General features: G+C 70.2%; 14 protein-coding genes and 1 tRNA gene. 8 read left to right on the forward strand and 7 right to left on the reverse strand.

Annotated elements, in window-relative coordinates; all coding sequences use genetic code 11:
• The first annotated feature begins 60 nt into the window (after nt 1-60).
• Complete coding sequence (locus OHA03_RS15420; RefSeq protein ID WP_267004423.1) at nt 61-1,212, forward strand: phosphotransferase; 1,152 nt, start codon at nt 61-63, stop codon at nt 1,210-1,212.
• A 113-nt stretch (nt 1,213-1,325) separates the two neighbouring features.
• Here the strand turns inward: OHA03_RS15420 and OHA03_RS15425 are convergent, their stop codons facing one another.
• Nucleotides 1,326-2,312 carry a zinc-binding dehydrogenase gene (locus tag OHA03_RS15425; RefSeq protein WP_267004424.1) on the reverse strand — a complete coding sequence of 329 codons (987 nt, stop codon included), beginning with the start codon at nt 2,310-2,312 and terminating at the stop codon, nt 1,326-1,328.
• A 99-nt stretch (nt 2,313-2,411) separates the two neighbouring features.
• On the opposite strand from OHA03_RS15425, the gene OHA03_RS15430 reads away from it, so the two are divergent.
• Nucleotides 2,412-3,068, forward strand: coding sequence for a TetR/AcrR family transcriptional regulator (locus OHA03_RS15430; RefSeq protein WP_267004425.1), 657 nt, complete (start codon nt 2,412-2,414; stop codon nt 3,066-3,068).
• A 55-nt stretch (nt 3,069-3,123) separates the two neighbouring features.
• On the opposite strand, the gene OHA03_RS15435 is transcribed toward OHA03_RS15430, so the two are convergent.
• The 3 genes from OHA03_RS15435 to OHA03_RS15445 form a co-directional block, all read right to left on the reverse strand.
• Nucleotides 3,124-4,554, reverse strand: a complete 1,431-nt coding sequence (locus tag OHA03_RS15435) for an FG-GAP-like repeat-containing protein (RefSeq protein WP_267004426.1) — start codon at nt 4,552-4,554, stop codon at nt 3,124-3,126.
• A gap of 581 nt (nt 4,555-5,135) precedes the next feature.
• Nucleotides 5,136-5,209, reverse strand: a tRNA-Pro gene (locus tag OHA03_RS15440).
• 110 nt (nt 5,210-5,319) lie between these two features.
• Nucleotides 5,320-6,258 (reverse strand): metallophosphoesterase, encoded by a 939-nt coding sequence (locus OHA03_RS15445; RefSeq protein ID WP_267004427.1) that lies wholly within the window; start codon nt 6,256-6,258, stop codon nt 5,320-5,322.
• A gap of 79 nt (nt 6,259-6,337) precedes the next feature.
• Here OHA03_RS15445 and OHA03_RS15450 point away from each other — a divergent pair, with 79 nt between their 5' ends.
• The gene (locus tag OHA03_RS15450) at nt 6,338-6,802 is read left to right on the forward strand and encodes a GatB/YqeY domain-containing protein (RefSeq protein ID WP_267004428.1); all 465 of its coding nucleotides are present in this window, start codon (nt 6,338-6,340) and stop codon (nt 6,800-6,802) included.
• Nucleotides 6,803-6,899: 97 nt separating this feature from the next.
• Here OHA03_RS15450 and OHA03_RS15455 read toward each other — a convergent pair whose 3' ends face one another.
• Nucleotides 6,900-9,158, reverse strand: coding sequence for a transglycosylase domain-containing protein (locus OHA03_RS15455; protein WP_267004429.1), 2,259 nt, complete (start codon nt 9,156-9,158; stop codon nt 6,900-6,902).
• Between the two features lie 397 nt (nt 9,159-9,555).
• Here OHA03_RS15455 and OHA03_RS15460 point away from each other — a divergent pair, with 397 nt between their 5' ends.
• Nucleotides 9,556-9,906, forward strand: coding sequence for a WhiB family transcriptional regulator (locus OHA03_RS15460; protein WP_030925100.1), 351 nt, complete (start codon nt 9,556-9,558; stop codon nt 9,904-9,906).
• Nucleotides 9,907-9,936: 30 nt separating this feature from the next.
• Here the strand turns inward: OHA03_RS15460 and OHA03_RS15465 are convergent, their stop codons facing one another.
• Both OHA03_RS15465 and OHA03_RS15470 read right to left on the reverse strand, forming a co-directional pair.
• Nucleotides 9,937-11,316, reverse strand: coding sequence for an ArsA family ATPase (locus OHA03_RS15465; protein ID WP_267004430.1), 1,380 nt, complete (start codon nt 11,314-11,316; stop codon nt 9,937-9,939).
• Nucleotides 11,313-12,299 (reverse strand): ArsA-related P-loop ATPase, encoded by a 987-nt coding sequence (locus OHA03_RS15470; protein ID WP_267004431.1) that lies wholly within the window; start codon nt 12,297-12,299, stop codon nt 11,313-11,315. The genes OHA03_RS15465 and OHA03_RS15470 overlap by 4 nt, the downstream gene beginning before the upstream one ends.
• A 71-nt stretch (nt 12,300-12,370) precedes the next feature.
• On the opposite strand from OHA03_RS15470, the gene OHA03_RS15475 reads away from it, so the two are divergent.
• The 4 genes from OHA03_RS15475 to OHA03_RS15490 all read left to right on the forward strand — a co-directional run bounded on the left by OHA03_RS15475 (nt 12,371) and on the right by OHA03_RS15490 (nt 14,924).
• A complete protein-coding gene (locus OHA03_RS15475; protein WP_003967454.1) occupies nt 12,371-12,529 on the forward strand; it encodes a DUF4177 domain-containing protein in 159 nt (52 codons plus the stop codon).
• The gene (locus OHA03_RS15480; protein WP_030925105.1) at nt 12,529-12,999 is read left to right on the forward strand and encodes a RidA family protein; all 471 of its coding nucleotides are present in this window, start codon (nt 12,529-12,531) and stop codon (nt 12,997-12,999) included. The genes OHA03_RS15475 and OHA03_RS15480 overlap by 1 nt, the downstream gene beginning before the upstream one ends.
• 207 nt (nt 13,000-13,206) lie before the next feature.
• Nucleotides 13,207-14,097: an NUDIX hydrolase gene (locus OHA03_RS15485; RefSeq protein WP_267004432.1), complete on the forward strand. Its 891-nt coding sequence runs from the start codon at nt 13,207-13,209 to the stop codon at nt 14,095-14,097.
• Nucleotides 14,094-14,924: an MBL fold metallo-hydrolase gene (locus OHA03_RS15490; RefSeq protein WP_267004433.1), complete on the forward strand. Its 831-nt coding sequence runs from the start codon at nt 14,094-14,096 to the stop codon at nt 14,922-14,924. The genes OHA03_RS15485 and OHA03_RS15490 overlap by 4 nt, the downstream gene beginning before the upstream one ends.
• Nucleotides 14,925-14,961 lie beyond the last annotated feature (37 nt).

Below are 14,961 nucleotides of genomic sequence, written 5' to 3' on the forward strand. Positions count from 1 at the left end.
CGCACCGGGCTGCGGGGCCCGCGGCAGGCACACGGCAGCCGCGACGGGCCGGGCCCTCCCGTGACGGCGCTCCCGGTTTCCGTCGCCGCGCAGCCGTCGGACCGGGCGGCCGAGGCCCAGGTGCCTCCGGCGCGGGTGTCCGAGGCGCGGATGCGTGCTGCCGCGCTCGTCCCGGACGAGAGCCTGCTGGTGGGCCCTTTGAAGGGCTACCACCACGAGACGTACGCCTTTCCGCTTCCGGCGGGCGGCGGCTCGACCGCGCAGACCTGGTGGAAGTGCCGGGATCCGCGGGCGGGGCTGTTCTGGTTCGATCTCCGCTGGTTCCCCTCGGAGAAGGAACTCGTCCGGGCCCTTCAGGGGTGCATCACTCGTATCCCCGCGGTCGTCGAGCGCGAGGCGGTCTCCCTCTACACATTCATCGAGGGGCGGACACTCGGCGAGGTCTGCCCTCCCGGGCGACCGCTGTCGGCGCGCCACGTGCGTCAACTCGGGCTGCTGTTCCGCGAACTGGTCTCGGTCGACCCCGACCGGATCAGCCGGGCGGGCGGTCCGGGGCAGGGCCGGTGGCCCGAGGGCCCCGGCGACGACTCCAACGCCTTTCTGATGCGCCTGATCCACTTCACCGAGCACCAGGTCTACCGTCGGCACGCACCGCGCTACGGCTCCCTCTTCCGGGAACTCGGCCTCCGCGACGACGGACTGGACCGGCTGCGGCGGGTGGGCGGCGGGCTGACGCCGCGCCCGTTCGCCCTCATCCACGGTGATCTGCACCGGGAGAACTTCATCGTCGACCCGGATGGCGATCTGTGGACCATCGACTGGGAGCTGGCGATGTTCGGCGACCCGTTGTACGACCTGGCGACGCACCTTCATCTGATGCGCTACCCGGCGGCGGAGCAGGGGCGGATCGCGGCGATCTGGCGGGACGCGGTCGAGTGCGCCCGGCCCGGCAGCTCGGACGGATGGGAGCGTGACCTGCCGGTACTTCTGGCGTACAAGCGTGCGCAGTCCGTCTACACGGATGTGATCCGCACCGCGCTGGCCCTGGGTCCTGGACCGGAGCCGCAGTGGCGGCTGCTGTCGCAGGCGGCCCGACGGATACGGAAGGTGCTGGCATCGGCCGCGGAGCCGCTGGGGCTGCCCCGCGTGCCGACGGTCCAGGAGGTCGGTGGTGCGTACGTCCACTGGTTCGCCGCGAACCGGCGGGCGTAGACCGTACTGCCTGAGGCACCGGTCCGAGGGCGGGCAGGGAGGGGCGCAGGACGGGATGGGCGGGGGAGTCCGGTGCCGTTCTCCTGCGTCCCGTTTTCCCCGGCCCCGACCGGTCACTCCTCCCGTGTGCTCAGCAGCACCTTGCCCAGCAGGCCGCGCTCCTCGATCGCCTTATGCGCCTCGGCCGCCTGCTCCAACGGGTAGACGTGCCCGATCACCGGACGCAGCCGTCCGGCCGCTGCCTCCCCCAGTGCGTGTCCGGCCAGGCGTACGTACTCCGCGTCGGTCAGCTGTACGTCCCCGATGCCGCGCAGCGTGATGCCGCGCCGCGCCGCCTCCTGCGGGTCGATCGGGGCGAAGCCGCCCGTCGGTGCTCCGTGGGCGGAGAAGCGGCCGCCGTCGGCGGTCAGGGTGAAGGCGGCCGCTCCCATGGCACCGCCGACCCCGTCGAGGACCACATCGGCCGGGCCGCCCGCTGCTTCCAGGGCCGTACGCGCCTGTTCCACCCACTCCGCGTCCGCTCCGTCGATCACGTCGTCGGCGCCCAGCTCCCGTACCAGCGCCGTCTTCCGGTCGCCGCGGGCCACCGCGACGACATGTGCGCCGGCCGCGTGCGTCAGCTGCACGAGGAGGGTTCCCATGCCGCCGGAGGCGCCGAGGATCAGCACGCGTTCGCCGGGGCCGGGGGCGGTCGCCTCCATCAGCGCGGCGGCCGTCACCCCGTCGTGCGCGAGGGCGGCGGCCTCGCGCAGACCCAGTCCGTCGGGTATCGGCACCAGGTGGTCGGCTGAGGCCGCCGCCTGCTCGGCGTAGCCGCCGGTGAAGCCGATGGAGGCGATGACCCGGCGGCCGGCCCACCCGGCGTCGCCGCCCTCGCCGACCATGCGCACCGTCCCGGCGATCCCGCCCCCCGGTACGTACGGGGTCTGGACCGGAAAGTAGTCGGTGAACGCTCCCGACCGGATCTGGGTCTCCACGAAGAGCGTGTCGACGTGGCTCACGTCGATCACCACCTCGCCGGCCCCCGGCACCGGGTCGGACATCTCGGCCGGAACCAGTACCGCCGGGCCGCCCAGCTCCCTGACCAGCGCCACACGCATGCGGATCACACCTCTCCGTCGCCGGGCGGCCGGCCTGTCCGGCGCCCGTGCGACCACTCTCGGACGTCAAGTCCGGTTGAGGTCAAGGGCGTACCCTTCATGGTCATGAGCGGAGAGAACACCGGAACCGGGCCGGCTGCGCAGGCACCGATCAGTCTGCGTGAACGGAAGAAGCAGCTGACGTACCAGGCGGTCTCCGATGCCGCGATCGCCATGTTCCTGGAGCGGGGCTTCGACAAGGTCTCGGTGGCGGAGGTGGCGGCCGCCGCCGACATCTCCAAGCCGACGCTGTTCCGGTACTTCCCGGCCAAGGAGGACCTGGCGCTGCACCGGTTCGCCGACCACGAGGACGAGGCGGCCCGGGTGGTCGCGGCCCGCGGGCAGGACGAATCGCCGCTCGACGCCCTGCGCCGCCACTTCCTGGACGGCCTGGAGCGCCGCGACCCGGTGACCGGGCTCTGCGATCACCCGCAGGTGCTGGCGTTCCACCGGATGCTGTACGGGACACCGTCGCTGGTGGCCCGCATGTACGGATACCAGGGCCGCTCGGAGGCGGCGCTCGCCCGCGCGCTGGGCGACGGCGTACCGGACCGGCTGGCGGCGGGGCAGATCATCGCCGTACAGCGGATCCTGGCGTTGGAGAACTGGCGGCGCATCGACGCGGGGGAGAGCGCGGACGAGGTGTACGAGGACGCGGCGCGGGCGGCCGAACTGGGCTTCGTGCAGCTGAGGTCGGGGCTGGAGAAGGAACGGTAGGACAGCCGGCCGCGCGAGTCCGCCGGGCCGCTCGAACCGGAAACGCTCGCCCGGCTCAGTCGAGCAGCGACTCCCCGAGCCGCGATCCGTTCGCGAGGCCGTAGTCGTCGGAGCCGAAGACCTTGGAACCGGAGCCGGTGAGGCCGGACGAGGTGCCCAGCAGGGTCCACAGGGCTCCGTTGCGGCCGTTCTCGAATGGTGCCGTGACGGCCAGGTCTGCCTTGCCGTTGTGGTTGTAGTCGGCGAGCCGGACCTGGCCGCCGAAGAGGTCATCGGTCTCGGGGCTGCCCGGCACCCCGGTGGTGCCCTGGGAGATGCGCACGACCCCGGACATCGACACCCCGGAGGCGGAGCCGCGGAACACCGCCACATCGCCGGCGTTCTTGGTACTGCCGAGGTCCTCGCCGTTGACACCGACCACCAGCTCGGCCCGTCCGTCAGCGGTGATGTCGCCGATCGCCAGCGAGCTGCCGAAACCGTCGGCGTCCTCGTTGGCGCCGGGCACGCCGGCGCTGTTCTGGTGGATGACCACCGGATCGCCCACGCCGGACGCGCTGCCGTACCGCACGGTGACATAACCGGCGCCGGCGCTCGGATCGGCGGCGGAGTAGTACTCGGGCCAGGTGAGGGACGCCGCCATGTCGTCGTAACCGTCCCCGTTGATGTCGCCGAGGGCGACTGCCGTGCCACCGCCGGTCACCCGCGGCCCCGTCCGCGGCCTTCCTGCCGCACCGTAGAAGACGTCGACGGCCGGTCGGTCGTACCCGGAGTCGCGTCCGGTCACGGCCAGGTCGTCCTTGCCGTCCCCGTTGATGTCGCCCACGGCCGCCTCGCTGTTGCCGAGCTGTCCCCCGGGCCCGGTCAGGCCGGTGTACGTCGGTTTCGGCTGGCTTCCGCGGGCGAAACCCCCCTCGTACACGGCGACGGACTCCGACTCGATCACGGCGAGGTCCGCACCGCTGTCCCCCGTGAAATCCCCCACCGCGACATCCCAGCCGTGGGCCTGCCACGGGTGCGGGTCGGTCACCACGGTCGTGGTGCTGCTGGTGAACGGCTTGGTGCCGCCCCAGAGGATGGTCACGCTGCCCTGCCCCTCGTTGCTGCCCACCCCCTCGTGGTCGGCGCCCACGACGAGGTCCGCGTATCCGTCCCCGTCCAGGTCGCCGCCGGCGATCGAGATGCCGAAGCGGTCGCCGTCCTCCGGCGTCCCCGGAACCCCGGTCGAACTCTGGTTGAGCCCGACCCGCTTGGTGGTCAGACCGGTTGCGGAGCCGAAAGTCACGATCACGCCGCCCGCGGCCGGGGCGCCGTTGATGGTCTTGTACGGCATGCCGATCGCGAGATCCCGGTGTCCGTCGCCGTTGAAGTCGTCGGCGTACTTGGCGGGGGCGGCGACCGCCGGCGCCGCGGTGACGGCGGTGAGCATGCCCCCGGTCAGCGCGGCTGCGGCTGCGATGGCGACGACGGTGCGGAGCTGCAGAGACATGGCGGCGTTTCCCCCTGGGACAGGTCCAGACAGTTCCGTAGACGACCCAGGGGGCTGAAGGGTTGCACGAGACAGGCGTGACGCGCACAGCCTGACCGATGAGTCCTGCTTCGCCGACTCCGGCTCCGCCGTCGCCGACTCCCCCGCGCAATGGCTCCCGGATATCAGGAGAGGCCGCCTACTCCAGCGAGGAGGTGGCCTCTGACCTGTGTCCCTGCTGTCGGGGCGGCGGGATGTGAATCCACGGCTTCTTCGTCCCGAACGCGTCGCGCGTGCAAGTGGCCTTGGGCGTCTGTCATTTGACCTGGACCGACGCGCAAGGTCCTGTCAACGGTCGGCACGGCGTCACCTTGCGGATGTGCCGGTACGGGTGCCCGCATGCGCCCGTCGCTACCGTCCCGCCGGTCGCAGAGGCTTCGAGTATCCGGTGCTCTCGGTGTGGCAGGCCGACATCATTTGCTACGGGCTGGATCCGGCGAACTACGTGCGCCGGCCGCCCGACCTCAATGCCTGCGCCCCGGAACAAGGAAGAGGCCCATTCGCGATCAAGCGAATGGGCCTCTGACCTGGTGTTTCAACTGTCGGGGTGGCGGGATTTGAACCCACGACCTCTTCGTCCCGAACGAAGCGCGCTGCCAAGCTGCGCTACACCCCGATCGCCGCCGGTGTCCTGGCGACATCGATTACTTTAGCCCACCCACGGCCGGAGACGAAATCCGGTTTCTGCCCCGGCGTGCGCCACGTCCCGGGAAGCGGCGTGGGCCGTCAGTCGCGGGGTGTCAGCGTCAGCAGTGTCGCCTCGGGCGGGCAGGCGAAGCGGACCGGGGTGTAGCGGTTGGTGCCGCAGCCTGCCGAGACGTGGAGGTAGCCGCGCCGGTCGCCGACCGTGTGGCAGGAGAGGCCCTTGACCCGGTCCGTGTCCAGGTCGCAGTTGGTGACCAGGGCCCCGTAGAAGGGGATGCAGAGCTGGCCGCCGTGCGTGTGGCCCGCCAGGATCAGGGGGTAGCCGTCGGCGGTGAAGGCGTCGAGGGATCGCAGGTACGGGGCGTGTACCACGCCGATCGAGAGGTCGGCGCCCGTCTCCGGGCCGCCCGCGACCTCCGCGTACCTGTCCCGCTTGATGTGCGGGTCGTCGAGGCCGGTGAAGGCGATCTCCAGGCCGTCGACCTTGAGACGGCCCCGGGTGTTGCTCAGCCCCAGCCAGCCCGCTTCGTCGAACGCGTCGCGCATCGGCTCCCACGGGTTGTGGACGACGCCGACCGCCGGGGCATTCCCGTTGAGACCGTGCTTGCCCTGGGTCTTCTCGAGGAGGTAGCGGGCCGGGTTGCGGAGCTTGGGGCCGTAGTAGTCGTTGGAGCCGAAGACGTACACACCCGGGAACTCCATCAGCGGACCGAGTGCGTCCAGCAGCTCCGGCACGGCCTTCGGGTCGGAGAGGTTGTCGCCGGTGTTCACGACGAAGTCGGGGCGCAGGCCGGCCAGCGAGTGCAGCCAGCTGCGCTTCTTGCGCTGGCCGCTCACCATGTGGATGTCGGAGACCTGCAGTACGCGCAACGGACGTGCCCCGTGCGGGAGTACGGGGATCGTGACGCGGCGGAGCCGGAACGATCGGGCCTCGAAACCTGCCGCATAGACAAGACCGGCGGCGCCGACCGCTGCGCCGACTGCCGTGACTTTCAGGGGTACTCCGTAGCGTGCGCGCATGCGTCCATCGTCGCAGACACCGTGCGGTCCGCGGAAAACCGGCGGGCGTTCCGCACCGCGCACCTGCCACAATCAGCACATGACCACGCTCAAGTCCAAGCTCAAGGAAGACCTCACGGCGGCCATGAAGGCGCGTGACGAGCTGACCTCGTCCACGCTCCGGCTGACCCTCACCGCGATCACGAAGGAGGAGGTCAGCGGCAAGACGGCGCGTGAGCTCTCCGACGACGAGGTGCAGAAGGTGATCGCCAGGGAGGCGAAGAAGCGCCGTGAGGCGGCCGAGGCCTTCGCCCAGGGCGGCCGGACGGAGCAGGCCGAGCGCGAGCGGGCGGAGGGCGAGCTGCTCGACGCCTACCTGCCGAAGCAGCTGAGCGACGACGAGCTGGGTGCGATCGTGGCGGCGGCCGTCGACGAGGCGAAGGCCGCCGGCGCCGAGGGGCCGCGGGCCATGGGCGCCGTCATGAAGATCGTGAACCCGAAGGTCGCGGGGCTCGCCGACGGCGGCCGGGTGGCGGCCGCTGTGAAGAAGCTCCTCGCGGGCTGAGGCGGCAGTTCCGTACCTGCGCGAAGGCGGGGTGGACCGGATGTTCCGGTCCACCCCGCCTTCTGTCTTCTGCGTGGTCGGGTGCTGCGTCCAGAGGTCAGGGGCCGGTCTGGCCGCCGTTGGTCTGGCCGCGGGGGGTCCCGTTGTCTCCGCCGGTCGTGCCCGGCGTGATGCTGATGCCGGGGAACGGGGTGGTGTCGCCGGGCTTGTTCTTGCCGTCGTCGAGGTTGTCGTGCCGGCCCCTGCCCCTGCCCCTGTCTTCGTCGCCGCCCTCGTCCTCGTCCCTCGGGGGGTCCGGGATGTCGACGGTGTTGAAGGGCGGTGCAGGCTGGCCGTTGAGGGCGTTCGTCATGGCGTCGCGCCAGATCGGTCCGGGGACCTCACCGCCGTACACCTTGTCCCGGTACACGCCACCGATGGTGATCTGCTCCATCTCGACGCTCTGGGACGGGCTGCCGACCCAGACCGCACCGGACATGTTCGGCGTGTAGCCGACGAACCAGGCGTTCTTGCGGGCGTCGGTCGTACCCGTCTTGCCCGCGTTGTCGCGGCTCTGGAGACCGGCCTCGCGGCCCGTGCCGGAGTCGACCACGCCGCGCAGCAGGGTGTTGACGGTGTCGGCCGTCGTCTGCGACATCGCCTGCGTGCAGGTGGTCTTCGGCACGGGGAGGGAGTCGCCGTTCGCCGTCTTCACCGACTCGATGGCGATCGGCGTGCAGTACGTGCCGCGGTTGGCGAACGCGGCGTATGCGCTGGCCATCGTCAGCGGCGAGAGACCGTTGGAGCCGAGGGTCAGCGCGGACGGGTTCTGCGGCAGCTTGGTGCCGTCGCCCTGCACCACACCCAGCTTGTCGGTCATGTGTGAGACCGGGCACATGCCGATGTCCTGGAGCATCTGGACGAAGTAGGTGTTGACCGACATCTCCATCGCTTCCTTCAGCGCGTACGGCCCCTCCTCCGACTCGCTCTCGTTCTCCAGGTGATACTTCGGCACGCTGTTGTTGACCCACGGCTTGCCGCAGGTCTGGACCGTGTCCGGGTAGTCCATCTCGTACGGCGCCGAGTACATCTGCGTCGCCGGCTTGCCACCCTCTATGGCCGCGGCGGCGAGGAACGGCTTGAACGTCGATCCGGTCGGGAAGCCGAAGTTCGAGCCGCCCATGTCCTTGTTGACCGAGTAGTTGTACTGGGTCTCGTTCGGCCCGAGGCCGTACGGCTTGGACTGGCCCATGCCCATGATCCTGCCGGTGCCCGGCTGGACCAGTGTCACGGCGGTGGCGACCTTGTCCGTCTTGTAGACGTGACTCTTGATCGAGTCCTGCACGCCCTGCTGCGCCTGTGGGTCGAGCGTGGTGCGGACCGTGAGGCCGCCCCGGTTCCAGATCTTGGCGCGGTCCTCCTTGGTCTTGCCGAAGGCCGGGTCGGTGAGGAAGACCTGGCGCACGTAGTCGCAGAAGAAACCGGCCCCGCTGACGGCGGTGATGCAGCCGTTCTTCGGCTTGCTGACCTTCAGCTTGATCGGCGTCGACTGCGCCTTCTCCGCCGTGGCCTGCGAGATGTCCCCGACATCCGCCATGCGCTGGAGCACGGTGTTGCGACGCTTGGTCGCCTCCTCCGTGTCATTGACCGGGTCGTAGCGGCTCGGCGACTGCACGAGGCCGGCCAGCAGCGCGGCCTCCTCCAGCTTCAGGTCCTTCGCCGACTTGGAGAAGTACCGGTGGGAGGCGGCCTCGATGCCGTACGCCTGCTGCCCGAAGAAGGTGATGTTGAGGTAGTTCTCCAGGATCTTCTTCTTGCCGAGCTCTTCCTCGACCTGGATCGCGTACTTCAGCTCCTGGACCTTGCGGCCGATCGTCTGCTGGGTGGCCTGCGCGACCTTGTCCGGGTCGTCGCCCGCCTCCTCGACGAAGACGTTCTTCACGTACTGCTGGGTGAGGGTCGACGCGCCCTGCGCGGTCCCGCCCGACTGCACGTTGCGGTTCATCGCGCGCAGGATGCCCTTGAGGTCGACCGCCCCGTGCTGGTAGAAGCGCGCGTCCTCGATCGCGACGATCGCCTTCTGCATGTACGGGGAGATGTTCTTCAGCGGGACGACGGTGCGGTCGCGCGAGTAGACAGTGGCGATCGCGCCGCCCTTGCTGTCCAGGATCGTGGTGCGCTGGCTCAGCGGCGGCGTCTTGAGATTGGCCGGGATCTCGTCGAATCCCTCGACCGTCCCCTTGGCGGTGAGCCCCAGAGCCCCGGCGGCCGGCAGTGCGATGCCCGCGAGCACGACTCCGGAGAGTGCGGCGACACCGAGAAACTTGGCGGCCTGCTGGGTCGCGGTGAGACCCCCGCCCGAGCGGTTCTTTGGCATGGGGGCAGCCTACGTTCTCATTCGCCGGACAGGCGTATATGCGTTGGCCTAAGCTGCTCCCAACTGTCACAGCAGTCCCGTTGCGTATCAACCCCCGTGCATGACCCGGCGTTGGTCCGTTCGCGACCCGAGGCGCTCCCGAATTCGCCTGGTGTGTCATCGAACGTCCGTTGCGACCCAGGCGAACTGTCCCGATTTTGACGGGATAGTCACGGATGTCGCCACCTCACTCCCCTGGGTGATCTGCCGCGTACGCATAGTCCGTTCGGGCCATTCAAGATTGGGCCCGAAGGGGGTGTTGTGCTGTCACCACTTTCCGTAACGTCCTCAACTGGCAGCGGTGAATATGCCGCTACCGCCGTGGGGGAGCCTCGATTCGGGAGAGGACGGCGCCGTGATGGGCTGGGTAACCGACTGGAGTGCGCAGGCAGCCTGCCGCACTACCGATCCGGATGAACTGTTCGTACAAGGGGCAGCGCAGAACAGGGCCAAGGCGGTGTGCACCGGATGCCCGGTGCGGACCGAATGCCTGGCCGATGCGCTGGACAATCGCGTCGAGTTCGGCGTGTGGGGCGGAATGACCGAGCGGGAGCGTCGCGCACTGTTGCGCAGACGGCCCACCGTCACGTCCTGGCGCCGGCTGCTGGAGACCGCTCGCAGTGAGTACGAGCGGTCCACGGGCATCCTGCCGGTGGCCATCGGTCTGGACGACGACGAACTGCACGAGACGTACGCCGCCGTGGGGTAGCCGACGAGGGCGGCTAGGCCTTTCAGGTGGTCACACAGCTCCGGCCGGAGCAGAACCGGTCGCGAGCCGGTCCCCGATGGCCCGCAGCCCTGCGAGGTCATGGACATCACCGGGCAGCGCGGCGACTTCGGTCACGGCGACCTCGGGGTGCAGTGCGGTGAAGCGGTCGCGGGTGCGCTGCTCGCGTGCGACGACCTGCATGCGTTCAGCATGCAGTCGCAGCAGACCTGCGGTCAGCTGCTCCACGGAGACGGCTTCAGCCTCGGGCTCGGGTTCGGGTGCGTGCTCAGGGGCTTCGGTGTGCGCGGAACGGGCGGGGGAGGGCGGCGACTCGGGATCTTCGGGAGAGGCGACTGCCGAGCCGGCCGGGTCACGAAGTCCAGCCTTCCCGGCCGTCTGATCCACAATGCCGATGTCATCAAGATTTTCTGCGGCCGCCAGGGCGCGCTCGGCGGAGAGCCGGGCGGCATCGCTGCCATGGACCCGGTTGAGGACCAGACCGGCCAGCGGCATCTCCTCCGCGGCCAGCCGCTCCACGAAGTACGCGGCCTCGCGCAGCGCATCGCGCTCCGGTGTCGCGACGACGAGGAACGCCGTGCCGGGTGCCTGCAGCAGTTTGTACGTGGCATCGGCCCGGGTCCGGAAGCCACCGAACATGGTGTCCATCGCTGCGACGAACGTCTGTACGTCACGCAGGAACTGACCGCCCAGCAGCTTTCCGAGGGTCCCGGTCATCATCGACATGCCGACGTTGAGGAACTTCATCCCGGCCCGGCCGCCCATCTTCGCCGGAGCCATCAGCAGCTTGATGAACTTCCCGTCCAGGAACGAGCCGAGCCGTTTCGGCGCGTCCAGGAAGTCCAGTGCGGAACGCGACGGCGGAGTGTCGACGATGATCAGGTCCCACTCGTTGCGCGCCCTCAGCTGCCCGAGCTTCTCCATCGCCATGTACTCCTGCGTGCCCGCGAAACCGGCCGACAGGGACTGGTAGAAGGGGTTCTCCAGGATCGCGCGGGCCCGCTCGCCGTCCGCGTGCGCCTCGACGATCTCGTCGAAGGTCCGCTTCATGTCGAGCATCATGGCGTGCAGTTCCCCGGCGCCCTCGCCGTCGATGCCCGGCACCCGTCGCGGGATGTTGTCCAGCGAGTCGATTCCCATGGACTGGGCGAGCCTGCGGGCCGGGTCGATGGTGAGGACGACGACCTTCCGGCCGCGCTCGGCCGCCCGTACGCCCAGTGCCGCCGCGGTCGTGGTCTTGCCGACTCCGCCCGAACCGCAGCAGACGACGATCCGGATGTCCTGGTCGTCGAGCAACGCGTCGGCGTCCAGGGCGGGGGCGGCCGGTGCGGGCACGGCGGCTGTGCCGGTGTCCGTGCCCTTGACGGCCCCCGTCTTCGTACTCGCTGTCATGAACCCACCCCTTGCCCCGCCCCTTCGCCCACGCCCTGTTTGCGGAGTTCGACCGCCAGGTCGTACAGCCCGGGCAGGTCCACGCCTTCGCCGATCAGCGGGAGTTCGTTCGTCGGCAGATCGAGATCCGTGAGCACCGCACGTTGCTCGCGCTCCAGCTCCACCCGCTGGGCATGCTCGGCGGCCTGCTCGACCAACGGCCTTACGAGCGCCGCGGAACCGGTCACACCGGCCCGGGTCAACGCCTTCGCGATCTCCCTGCGACGACCGCCCGACGCGGTACGCAGTGCGTCCTCGTCCAGCAGATGCGGCCGCACCATGTTCACGATGACCCTGCCCACCGGCAGTTCGGCCGCCCGTAGCTCCGCGATGCCGTCCGCGGTCTCCTGGACCGGCATCTCCTCCAGCAGCGTCACCAGATGGACCGCCGTCTCGGGAGACTTCAGCACCCGCATCACGGCCTGCGCCTGATTGTGTATCGGTCCGATCCGGGCCAGCCCCGCCACCTCGTCGTTCACGTTGAGGAAGCGCGTGATGCGGCCGGTCGGTGGCGCATCCATGATCACGTAGTCGTAGCTGTACCGGCCCTGCTTGTCCTTGCGGCGCACGGCTTCACAGGCCTTGCCGGTCAGCAGCACGTCCCGCACACCGGGCGCGATGGTGGTGGCGAAGTCGATCGCGCCGAGTTTCTTGAGCGCCCGCCCCGCGCTGCCGAGTTTGTAGAACATCTGGAGGTAGTCGAGGAGCGCGCGCTCAGCGTCGATCGCGAGGGCGTACACCTCGCCGCCGCCCGGCGCGACGGCGATCTTTCGCTCCTCGTACGGAAGGGACTCCGCCTCGAAGAGCTGGGCGATGCCCTGCCTGCCCTCGACCTCGACGAGGAGGGTGCGCCTGCCCTCGGTCGCGAGGGCGAGCGCGAGTGCGGCGGCGACCGTGGTCTTACCGGTACCACCCTTGCCGCTGACGACCTGGAACCTGCTCACGTATTCGAGCCTAACCAGTCGAGCCGTGGGCTACGCACGAGGCCGTGCGTGCCAGGCATTACAGTCGGCCTATGACCAAGTGGGAATACGCGACCGTGCCCCTTCTCGTGCACGCGACCAAGCAGATTCTGGACACCTGGGGCGAGGACGGCTGGGAGCTGGTCCAGGTCGTTCCCGGCCCGAACAACCCCGAGCAGCTCGTGGCGTACCTGAAGCGGGAGAAGGCGTAGTGGCGAGCGCCGTCGAGGCGAAGCTCGCCGAACTCGGACTGACGCTGCCGGACGTCGTACCGCCGCTCGCCTCGTACCAGCCGGCCGTCCAGTCCGGGGTGTATGTGTACACATCGGGCCAGCTGCCCATGGTGGACGGCAAGCTCTCGGTCACCGGCAAGGTCGGTGCGGAGGTCACGCCGGACGAGGCCAAGGAGCTGGCGAAGACCTGCGCGCTCAACGCGCTGGCCGCCGTGAAGTCGGTCGCCGGCGACCTGGACCGGATCAAGCGGGTCGTGAAGGTCGTGGGCTTCGTCGCCTCGGCCGCCGACTTCACCGGGCAGCCCGCCGTGATCAACGGTGCGAGTGAGCTGCTGGGCGCGGTGCTCGGTGACAAGGGCGTGCACGCGCGCAGCGCGGTGGGCGTCGCGGTGCTGCCGCTGGACGCACCGGTCGAGGTCGAGGTCCAGGTCGAGCTGACCGGGGCCTGAGCCGCCGCCACAGCGTGGGACGAGCGTTTCCGTGATCCCGTCCGGTCGACACGACCGGGCGGGATCGTGCGTACGGGCCGGATCGTGGGCGGTGTGCGTACGGGGCAGGGGGTGTGCCGGGCCGGAACGCGGGCCTGCCCGGGGGGATCGCGGGATGCGTGATCGGCACCTCTCGAACATCGGCGCGGTTCCGGATAGCCTCCGGCCATGTCCAATGGTCAGTGGTACCCACCGGAATGGCCCGATCGGATCCGGGCGCTCGCCGCGGGCGAGCTGACGGCCGCGACTCCCCGGCGGGCCGCCACCGTGATGCTGCTCCGGGACCCCGCTGACATCGGCGGCCGGCCCGACGTCCACATGCTGCGTCGCCGTGCCTCCATGGCTTTTGCCGGGGGCGCGTACGCCTATCCGGGGGGCGGGGTCGACCCGCGCGACGACGACCGCCTCGTCGAGTGGGCCGGACCCGCGCTGGAGAGCTGGGCCGAGCGGCTCGGTGTCGGCACGGCGGCCGAGGCGCAGGCCATCGTCTGTGCGGCCGTTCGCGAGACGTACGAGGAGGCAGGCGTCCTCCTCGCCGGGCCGACCGCCGGCACGGTCGTCAGCGACACCACGGGCGATGACTGGGAGGCCGACCGCGAGGCCCTGGTCGCCCGCGAGCTGTCCTTCGCCGAGTTCCTGGACCGGCGGGGTCTGGTGCTGCGGTCCGATCTGCTCGGGGCGTGGGCGCGCTGGATCACACCCGAGTTCGAGCCGCGCCGCTACGACACCTGGTTCTTCGTCGCCGCGCTCCCCGAGGGCCAGCGCACCCGCAACGCGTCCACCGAGGCCGACCGAACGGTGTGGATCGCCGCCGGGGACGCCGCCGACGGGTACGACCGGGGCGAGCTGCTGATGATGCCGCCGACCGTGTCGACGCTGCGTCAGCTGCGGCCGTACGGGACCGCCGCCGAGGCCCTGAAGGCCGCGCCCTCCCAGGACCTCACCCCCGTACTCGCACAGGCCCGGCTCCACGGCGACGAGTTGGTGCTGAGCTGGCCGGGGCACGACGAGTTCACCAAACACATTCCGACCGGCAGCGCGGGCGGTGAGGCCGTATGAGCCAGGCAGCAGCCCTTCCAGGACAGCCGCGCGGCGGGGTCCTGTCCGGCCCCGCCACCACCCGTACCGTCAACATCCTCGCCCCCAACGCCTCGGCGATGACGCTCGACGGAACCAACACCTGGATCGTCGCCGAACCCGACTCCGACCTCGCGGTCGTCATCGATCCGGGCCCGCTGGACGACGGCCATCTGCGGTCCGTCATCGACTCCGCCGAGCGCGCGGGCCGGCGGATCGCGCTCACCCTGCTCACCCACGGACACCCCGACCATGCCGAGGGAGCGGCGCGCTTCGCCGAGCTGACACGCACGAAGGTGCGCGCCCTGGACCCGGCGCTGCGCCTGGGCGACGAAGGCCTGTCCACCGGCGATGTGATCACGGTCGGCGGCCTGGAGATGCACGTCGTGCCGACCCCCGGGCACACCGCGGACTCGCTCTCCTTCCATCTGCCCGCCGACCGGGCGGTGCTGACGGGCGACACCATCCTCGGGCGAGGCACGACGGTCGTCGCGCATCCGGACGGGCGGCTCGGCGACTACCTCGACTCGTTGCGGCGGCTGCGCTCGCTGACGGTCGACGACGGGGTGCACACGGTGCTGCCGGGGCACGGGCCGGTGCTGGACGACGCGCAGGGCGCGGTCGAGTTCTACCTGGCGCACCGCGCGCACCGGCTGGCGCAGGTGGAGACGGCGGTGGAGGCGGGGCACCGTACGGCGTCGGAGGTGGTGGCGCAGGTCTACGCGGACGTGGACCGGACGCTGTGGCCGGCGGCGGAGCTCTCGGTGCTGGCTCAGCTGGAGTACCTGGGCGAGCACGGGCTGATCTGACGCGCGGATGCGATGCGGTCGTACGTCGCCCTGATAC

This window comes from Streptomyces sp. NBC_00154 (genome assembly GCF_026342835.1).
GTDB lineage: Bacteria > Actinomycetota > Actinomycetes > Streptomycetales > Streptomycetaceae > Streptomyces.